The sequence below is a fragment of the Nocardia concava NBRC 100430 genome, assembly GCF_000308815.1.
Classification (GTDB): Bacteria; Actinomycetota; Actinomycetes; order Mycobacteriales; family Mycobacteriaceae; genus Nocardia; species Nocardia concava.
In genome coordinates this window covers 89,309-98,015 of sequence record NZ_BAFX01000002.1, presented here as the reverse complement: position 1 = coordinate 98,015, position 8,707 = coordinate 89,309, and the positions used below count along the sequence as shown (strand labels likewise).

Below are 8,707 nucleotides of genomic sequence, written 5' to 3'. Positions count from 1 at the left end.
GGGCGCGGCCGCGGGCGCCGGTGCTGGGGCGGCAGGCGCGGGCAACGGGATCGCGGGCAGGCCCGGGATCGGGATCGCGGGTTGCTGTGCGGCGGGCTGTGGTTGGACCGGAGCCGGCTTGGGAGATTCGCTGCCCGGAATGTTGATGGGCCGTCCGTCGAGGGTGGCCGCGGTCGCCTTGCCGTCGCGAATGGTGATGGTCCCGCCCTGGAAGGTCTGCTGCGTCCCGTCGGGGAGCTGGCCCTCGTCCGAGATCGGGTAGCCGAGCGGGCCGTTCTCGAATCCGGTCGCGCCCCAGGCGTCCATGATCGGGCCGGTGCGCACGCCCCACGCTCCCGAGAGCGGGCTCCAATAGATATTGCCGCCCTCGAACGCGGAGTAGCGGCCGAAGTCGCGCAGTCCCTTCTCGTCCCCGGTCGGGAAACCGTAAGGGCTGTTCTCGAATCCGAGCTGACCGTACTTGCCCAGGATCAGGCCCTGCACCAGATGCGCACCGGTCTTGGCGCTGAAGTACATGGGCCCGTTCTCGAAACCCTGCACCACGCCGTCCTTCTGGGGCGTGCGCGCCTCCTGGCCGTTGGGGTAACCGGCCGGGCCGCGCTCATAGCCCTGCTTGGACCATTCGTCGAAGATGGCCCCGCGCACCGCCTGCGCGCCGGTCTGCGGACTCCAGTAGACCGAGCCGTGCTGGAAGGGCTGCAACCGGCCGCGGCCGTCGGGCAGTCCGCCCTCACCCGCGATCGGGAAGCCCAAACCGCTTGCCGCGCCGCCCAGTCCGGCATAGCTGCCACCGATGGCGCCCGCCACCGGCTGTGCGCCGGTGGCCTGCGAGTAGAGCACCTTGCCGCCGCGGAAGTCCTGGGCGACACCGCCGGGCACCTGGTATTCGCCGGAGAGGCAGTCGCCGAGCCAGCCGTTGCCCTGCACCACCGGTCCGATCGCCCCGCCCGCCTTGCAGTTCAGGGCGGTGGCGTCGACGCCGATCGCGGTGGCCGTCTGCGCCCAGGCCTGGCGCATCTCGAAATCCCAGTACGGCCAGGTGTGGGTGCCCGAGGGGCGGTAGTTCACCGAGACCGGGATGTTCAGCTTGCCGAGCTTGGCCACGAAGTTCTGGGTGCTCAACCGGGACAGCACCTCCAGGCCGAGGCCCGCGTAATTGGTGGTGATGCCCGGGATGTCGGAGAGCGGATCGGTGGTGCCCGCGACGCCGTTGCCGCTGGAGACATAGAGGGCCACACCCTTGAGCTTGTCGGCCAGCTCGTAGGGATCGTGTTCCTTCCACGCCGGGCTGCCCGGCGGGCCGAACATCTTCGAGGAGTCGAAGCCGCCCGCGTCGTGCATGGCGAAATTGACCGCCTGCGGCATGCCGAGCGAGGTCAGGGTGAGAAACCCGGAGTAGGAGGCGGCCGAGCGGACCCAGCCGGGATTGCGGGCGGCCAGCATCATGGCCGCGGTGCCGCCCATCGAAAGGCCTTCCACCGCACGCACATCGGTGGCGCGGAACTGGCTCTCCAGCAGCGGCGGGAGCTCCCGGACCAGGAAGGTCTCCCACTGGTAGTTGCGGCCGTTGTCGGGGGCCAGCCAGTCGGCGTAGAAGCTGGACTGGCCGCCGATGGGCAGCACCACCAGGGCGTTCTTGTCGGCGTAGAAGCCGGCCGCGCCCGCGTCCTTGGTCCAGCCGTTCTCGTCGTCGGTGGCGCGCAGGCCGTCGAGCATGTAGACGACCGGGAACCTGGCATCGGGCTTGGCATTCCAGTCGCGCGGCAGCAGCAACTGGATTTCCACCGGTGCGCCGGAGGCCGGGGAGTTCACCCAGACGGCCACGCGGCGGTCGGTCAGCCACGTCATCTTCTGGATGCTCGCCGCGGGGGCGGCCGGGGCCTCGGGGGCGGCGGACGCCGGTCCGCAGCCCACGAAAGTGCCCGCGGCCAGCGGGAATACCGCCGCCACGGCGCATGCCATCCAGCGCATGCGCCCCCGATTGATCACACGGACAACTCCAGCCACACAAGTGTTGTACCTCCGGAAGGGCGTGACTCCCGGTAGGACACACGGAAACCGGGCGTTCTACAGCAACCGCCCAGTTTCCGACCACGCGCTCGTCATTCCGGCATGTTTTTGGCCGGAATCCACTCCGTACGGTGTGGATCCCGGCCAAAAGCGCGCCGGGATGACGGGCTTACGACACTCCGAGCGCGGCCAGGATGTCGGGCCGCGCGCCCGCGAGCTGGTCCTGCCAGTAACCCCAGGAATGGGTGCCGCGCGTCGGCAGGCTGTAGTGCGCGCCGATGCCGAGCTGGTTCATGCGCGCCATGAAGGCGATGGTGTTGACCATCGACAGGGCTTCCAGCGCAACGGCATTGACGGTGTTGAACAGGCCGACGGCACCTTCGGGATTGTCGTGCGCACCCGGCACACCCCAGGACGCGGAGATGTAGAGCGGCAGGTTGCGCAGCTGCGGCGCGAACACGAACGGGTCCATGCGCAGCCAGGCCGGGCTCCAGGGCCAGGCCATGGAGTCGACATTGAAGCGGCCCGCGTCGAGCATGGCGATGCGGATCGCCTCGCGCATGCCCGGCGCGGAGATGTTCAGGTAGCCCGAGAACGAGGAGGCGTGCTTGAACTGGTCGCGATGGAATGCCGCCAGGGCCAGCGCCGCCGAGCCGCCCATGGACAGTCCGGCCACCGCGTTATTGGTGCGGGAGACGCCGAACCCCTCCAGGAACGACGGCAGTTCATCGGTCAGGAAGGTCTCCCACCGATAGGTGAACTTCTGGCCGTTGGTACTCGAGGGCGCGCGCCAGTCGGTGTAGAAGCTGGACTGGCCGCCGACCGGCATCACCAGGGTGATGTTGTCGTCGGCGAACTGCTGCAGCGCGTTGGTCTCGAAGGTCCAGGCATTGAAGTCGTCGCGGGCGCGCAGGCCGTCGAGCAGATAGAGCGCGGCGTCGCCGCCGTGCTTGGCCCACTGCACCTGGACCTTCACCGGACCCATGCTCGAGGGCACCATCAGCTCCTCGAACCCGCCCTCGGGGGTGCGATGCAGCGGGTGCGTGGGCATCGCGACGGCGGGCCCCGCCAGGGCGGGCAGCGCCACCACGGCCGCCGCGACAGCCAGCACCCTGCGCCAGCCCCTGGCACGGGTGAACAGCCAGGCGCGGGCACGCTTGTTTTTCCGAATCGAACCGCCTTGCGGGCATGACGAAGCGCCCTGTACTGCCATAGAGATCGATCTCCTGAACCGCAGGGGGGGAAGCACACCAACGTGACGGGAGTCACGGACAACGGTGCACTCTACCGTCGGCTCGGAGGTAACCGGCGGGTATCCGGTTCAGCTGGCGTGTATCTCGGCCTTTCCGTCGTGGAAGACGATGGTGCCGTGCTGGAATGCCTGCTGCACGCCGCCCTGTATGGGCGTTTCGTCGGACGTGGGAAAGCCGAGTGCGCCAGCGGGTCCCGCCGCGCCCTCGTACGCGCCGCCGATCATGCCGCCCACCGAATGCGCGCCCGTGGCCGCCGACCACACCACCCGTCCGCCCCGGAAGTCCTGTGCCACACCGCCGGCCAGCTTGTACTCCGCGGTGAGACAGTCACCCAGCCACGACTTCCCCAGTGCCACAGGAAGAATCGCGCCGCCGGCGGCGCAGTCCGGTTTGGCCGCTTCCACACCCAGCGCGGACGCCGCCTGCGGCCAGGCCTGCCGCATCTCGAAATCCCAGTACGGCCAGGAGTGCGTGCCCGACGGCCGATAGGTCACCTGGACCGGAATGCTCAGCTTGTTCAGCTTGGCCACGAACTGCTGAGAAGAGAAGCGGGACAACACTTCCAACGCCATGCCCTGCCAGTTGGTGCTCACCCCCGGAATACCGGAGGGCAGGTCGTAGACCCCCGCCAGGCCACTGCCCGCGGACACATACAGGCTGAGGCCCTTCAGTTTTTCGGCCAGGGCGTAGGGATCGTGCGAGTCCCATTCGGCATCGGTGGCGGGGCCGAACATGGCGTCGGAGTTGTAGCCGCCCGCATCGCGCATGGCGTACGCGATCGCCTGCGGCATACCGAGAGTCGTGAGGGTGAGCATGCCGGAGAAGGAGGCGGCGTAGCGCACGAAGCCGGGATTGCGGGCCGCCAGCATCATGGCCGCGGTGCCGCCCATGGAGAGCCCGGTCAGGCCGCGCACATTGGTGGTGCGCCAATCGCGGTCCAGCAGCGGCGGTAATTCCTTGGTGAGGAAGGTTTCCCACTTGTAGGTCTTGCCGTTGTCGGGCCGCTTCCAGTCGGTGTAGAAGCTGGCCGCGCCGCCCACCGGCAGCACCACAGTGACGTTCTTGTCGGCGTAGAACGATTCCGCCCCGGCCTCTTTCGTCCATCCGCTCTGATCGTCGGTGGCGCGCAGGCCGTCGAGCATGTAGAGCGCCGGGAATTTCGCATCCGGCTTGGCATTCCAGTCCCGGGCCAGCAGCAGCTGCACCTGGATCTGCGTCCCCATCGAGGGCGAGTCGATCCACAGGGCCACGCGTCTATCGCTGAGCCACACCGCATTTCGTATATCGGGTTTGGTCGGTTTGGCCGGTTCGCCCGTTGGCGGCGCTACCCCCGGTTCCGCATACGCCGTCCCCACCGTCAGCAAGGCCGTCGTGGCTACCGCGAGCGCGACCAGCGTCTCGCGGCCGCGTCTCCCCCATCTACCAATCGCCACAGCTGTCACATGAGTTTTCTACCCCGTTGCGGCGAATCTTGGGGAGGCATAAAAGAACCGGCCACCCCGTAGGGTGGCCGGTTCATTCGCTTCCGCTATCGCGGGGGCGGTTGCTATTACGCGAGACCCAGCGCCGACAGCATGCCCGGACGCGCCTTGATCAGCTCGTCGTGCCAGTAGCCCCACTTGTGGGTACCGGTCGGGGTGAAGTCGAACTGGGCCGGGATGTTCAGCTGACCCAGACGAGCCTGGAACGCACGGGTGTTCACCACGGCCAGGGCCTCCAGGGCCATGGCGTTACCGGTGTTGAACACGTCGGCGAAGGAGCCGACACCGTCGCGCGGGCCCGGGATGCCGTTACCCGAGGAGATGTACATCGGCAGGTTCTTCAGCTGCGGCGCGAACACGAACGGGTCCATGCGCAGCCAGGCCGGGCTCCACGGCGCGGCCATGGAGTCGACGTTGTAGCGACCGGCGTCCAGCATGGCCAGGCGGATGGCCTCGCGCATGCCCGGCGCCGACAGGTTCAGGTAGCCCGAGAACGAGGTGGCCTGCTTGAACATGTCGCGGTGGTAGGCGGCCGTCATGAGCGCGGCCGAGCCACCCATGGACAGACCCGCGATGGCCACGTTGTTCCGCGAAACGCCATAGCCGGCAAGGAAGTCCGGGAGTTCCTTGGTCAGGAAGGTCTCCCACTTGTAGGTGAACTTCTGACCGTTGGTGTTCGACGGCGACGCCCAGTCCGCGTAGAAGCTGGACTGACCGCCGACCGGCATGATCACGTTGATGTCGTCGTTGGCGAAGATGCCCGGGGCATCGCCCTCGTCCGCGTTCGCCCACGCATTGCGGTCGTCGCGGGCGCGCATGCCGTCGAGCATGTAGACCGCGGAGCTACCGCCGTTCTTGGCCCACTGCACCTGAACCTTGATCGGGCCCATGCTCGAGGGCACCATCAGTTCTTCGAAGCTGCCCGGAATGCCGCGATGCATCGGACCGAAGGCCGGAGCGGCCGTGGCGATGGACGGGGCGGCCAAGGAAGCGGTCGGGACAGCGAGCGCCGCCGCGGTGACGGTGGCGGCGAGGAACCGTGAGCGCCAGCCACTCTGCGCACGGCGTCGCGACGATACTCCCGGCACGGCGGACCTGCCGAAACGCATGGATACTGCTCCTTCTCTACCGCAGCACTGCGCTACTGCGGTGTCTTAAGTTGTCAATCACGCACGCGCGCACGACGAAGCCATACGCGGACAAGCGCGATCAGCACTCGCAGCGAATCCCGACACTCCCCTGCGAGCGAAGCGCTACCACCGGTTGGTCACACTTGCGCTCGCTGGAGGGTATTCGACGCTCCGAGCGGTTGGCAAGGTCATGCTTAATGATTAGGGGATTCCCACCATCGCATACGACCGTAATGGTGCGGTGACCATATCGCGAATCGCTCGTGATGTCGCGGCAAAGCGGAAATCGCTTACGCCACACGCCGCTTGGCTGTTTCGATCAGTCGGCCGAGCGGATTCGCGCGAGTGGTGTGGCGGATTCGCTCAACCGAGGTTGGCGCTCAGATCCGGCAGCATCTTGTAGACCTGGTCGGCCCAGTACGGCCAGTTGTGCACACCGTCGGAGGTGAACTCGAAGACCGCATTGTTCACACCCAGCGAGTCCAGCCGCACCTGGAACGAGCGGGTATTCGCGAGTGCTATGGCTTCCAGCCCCATCGCATTGCCCACGTTGTAGGCGTCCAGGGGGCTGCGCACCACATCCCGCTGACCGGGCAGGCCGTTTCCGCTCGAGATCCACAGCCGGGTGCCGTTGTCGCGCAGCCGCGGCGCGAAAACGAAAGGATCGTTGCGCAGCCACAATTCGCTCCACGGCGGACCCCACATAGCATCGATGTTGTAGCCGCCCGCGTCCAGCAGCGCGGCGCGCAGGCCCTCGCGCATACCGGGCGCGGAAATGTTCAAATACCCGGAATATGATCCGGCATAACGGAACTGGTCCGGATGATAGGCCGCCAGCACCAGTGCGGCGCTGCCGCCCATGGACAGGCCGAACACGCCGTTTCCGTGCGGATTGAAACCCAGCCGGGCGGCCAGCGCATTGCGCAGATCCCGGGTCAGGAAGGTCTCCCAGGCATAGGGCACGGCCTGCCCATTGGTGTTGCTCGCCGCCACCCAGTCCGAATAGAAGCTGGACTGGCCGCCGACCGGCATCACCACATTGATGTTCCAGGCGGTGAGCGCGCGCTCGATATCGGTGTCGATCTCCCAGCCGGAAAGGTCGTTGCGGGCGCGCAATCCGTCCAGCGCGTAGACCACCCGCTGGGTATTGCCGTCCTGCGCGCGGAAGACGCGCGACTTGATCGGGCCCATGGAGGAATCGACCCAGAAGTCGTAGCCGCCCGGATCGAATCCGGCGTGCGATGGGGCCGCGCCCACCATCCCGGACAGTGAAACGGCAACTGCCGCCGCGAATCCCACCAGGGACCGCCGCCACGCGCCATGGAGCACCCGAACAGACCGCATCGACTCGCCTTTCAGAGCGTGGTCACCGTTGACCACTGCCGATATGCAGAAACTGTTGACGCTGAGAACTTCTATAGGCCCCTATTCGGAGCGAACGGCTATCGAAACACCTCACGCGACCAAACCGTGATATATCCCCACTCCCGGGAGGCCCTCAGGGGCTTCGCCCCGAACCCCCTCGAGATTTCGGGCGCTTCGCCCCGATACCCCGAATACATGGTGGCCGCCGCCCTTCTCGGGCAGCGGCCACCATGCCTTGCGCTTTGGCGTCAGCCGATGTTCGCGGACATGTCCGGGATCATGCGGTAGGCATCGTTGGCCCAGTTGGTCCAGGCGTGCAGGCCGTTGGCCGGGAAATCCCAGACCACGTTCTGAGCGCCCAGCGTGAGCATGCGGACCTGGAAGGCGCGAGAGTTGGCCAGTGCCAACGCTTCCAAGGGCGCGCCGCGGATCAGGCGATCGGCCGCCATGCCGAAGGGGATGTTCAGATCCTCGGGCATCGGCGCACCGCTGCCGGCGGAGACCCATATCCGGGTGTTGTTGGCGACCAGCGTCGGCGCGAAGACGAACGGGTCCATGCGCAGCCAGCTCGGCCCCCAGGGCGGGGCCATGGAGTCGACGTTGTAGCCGCCGGCGTCGAGCATGGCGACTCGGATGGCCTCGCGCATACCGGGCGCGGAGATGTTCAGGTAACCGGAGTACGAACCGGCGTAGCTGAACTGATCGGGGTGGTAGGCGGCCAGGGTGAGTGCGGCGCTGCCGCCCATGGACAGGCCGAAGATGCCGTTGCGGTTCGGGTTGAAGCCCAACCGGTTCTGCAGTTCCCAGCGCAGGTGGTTGGTGATGAAGTCCTCCCACGCGTACCGATAGCTCTTGCCCGGGCCGCCGCCCAGCGCCTCGGTCGCACCCGAACCGGTGCCGTAGGCCGCGGACCCGGCGCCCGGCGGGAGGCCGAAGAACGAGCTCGGCGCGTCCCAGTCCGCGTAGAAGCTGGACTGCCCGCCGATCGGCATCACGACATTGATGTTCCAGTCCGCCAGCACCTGCGGGACATTGGTGTTGATCTCCCAGCCGTTCAGGTCCTCCTGCGCCCGCTCCCCGTCCAGCACATAGGCCACCCGCTGGGTGTTGCCGTCCCGCGCCCGCAGGATGCGGGTCTTGATCGGCCCCATGAAGGGGGAATCGGCCCAGAAGTCGAAGATGGCGGGATCGAAGGCCGCGGCGGCCGGTGGCGCTTCGATCACCGCCACCCCGAACGGCATCAGCAGGGCGGCGGCACCGACGCCCAGCACCTTTCGAATGAAGCCTCGCACCCGCATCGACCCAGCCCTTCTCGTTTTGAGCAGAACACTGATCACGCAGAACTCATCTTCGCTACGAGATGAGTATCGGATGACCAGCTGGGCGTGTCCGGTGTGGTCGGCGCGGCGAGTCGCAAAACGATCTTCGTCGGGAGAACGAAAGAAGGCCCCCGCATCGACATGCGGGG

5 protein-coding genes and 1 pseudogene are annotated in these 8,707 nt (G+C 67.1%); all 6 read right to left on the bottom strand.

What is annotated here, in order from left to right; translation table 11 throughout:
- The coding region (locus ON43_RS00630; RefSeq protein ID WP_083913058.1) for an alpha/beta hydrolase-fold protein at positions 1-1,962 on the bottom strand (1,962 nt) is incomplete at its 3' end.
- A gap of 217 nt (positions 1,963-2,179) precedes the next feature.
- Positions 2,180-3,121 carry an alpha/beta hydrolase gene (locus ON43_RS00625; protein ID WP_245568420.1) on the bottom strand — a complete coding sequence of 314 codons (942 nt, stop codon included), beginning with the start codon at positions 3,119-3,121 and terminating at the stop codon, positions 2,180-2,182.
- A 249-nt stretch (positions 3,122-3,370) separates the two neighbouring features.
- Positions 3,371-4,705: pseudogene (locus tag ON43_RS00620) on the bottom strand (alpha/beta hydrolase-fold protein); the annotation flags it as partial.
- Positions 4,706-4,812: 107 nt separating this feature from the next.
- Positions 4,813-5,853, bottom strand: a complete 1,041-nt coding sequence (locus ON43_RS00615; RefSeq protein WP_040802326.1) for an alpha/beta hydrolase — start codon at positions 5,851-5,853, stop codon at positions 4,813-4,815.
- Between the two features lie 384 nt (positions 5,854-6,237).
- Complete coding sequence (locus tag ON43_RS00610; protein ID WP_040802355.1) at positions 6,238-7,218, bottom strand: alpha/beta hydrolase; 981 nt, start codon at positions 7,216-7,218, stop codon at positions 6,238-6,240.
- A gap of 269 nt (positions 7,219-7,487) precedes the next feature.
- On the bottom strand, positions 7,488-8,537 hold the full coding sequence (locus tag ON43_RS00605; RefSeq protein ID WP_051177695.1) for an alpha/beta hydrolase: 1,050 nt from the start codon (positions 8,535-8,537) through the stop codon (positions 7,488-7,490).
- Positions 8,538-8,707 lie beyond the last annotated feature (170 nt).

Excerpts from the sequence above, each read along its gene's own strand:
- ON43_RS00615 (WP_040802326.1), bottom strand. The coding sequence starts at position 5,853 with ATGCGTTTCGGCAGGTCCGCCGTGCCGGGAGTATCGTCGCGACGCCGT.
- ON43_RS00610 (WP_040802355.1), bottom strand. The coding sequence starts at position 7,218 with ATGCGGTCTGTTCGGGTGCTCCATGGCGCGTGGCGGCGGTCCCTGGTG.
- ON43_RS00605 (WP_051177695.1), bottom strand. The coding sequence starts at position 8,537 with ATGCGGGTGCGAGGCTTCATTCGAAAGGTGCTGGGCGTCGGTGCCGCC.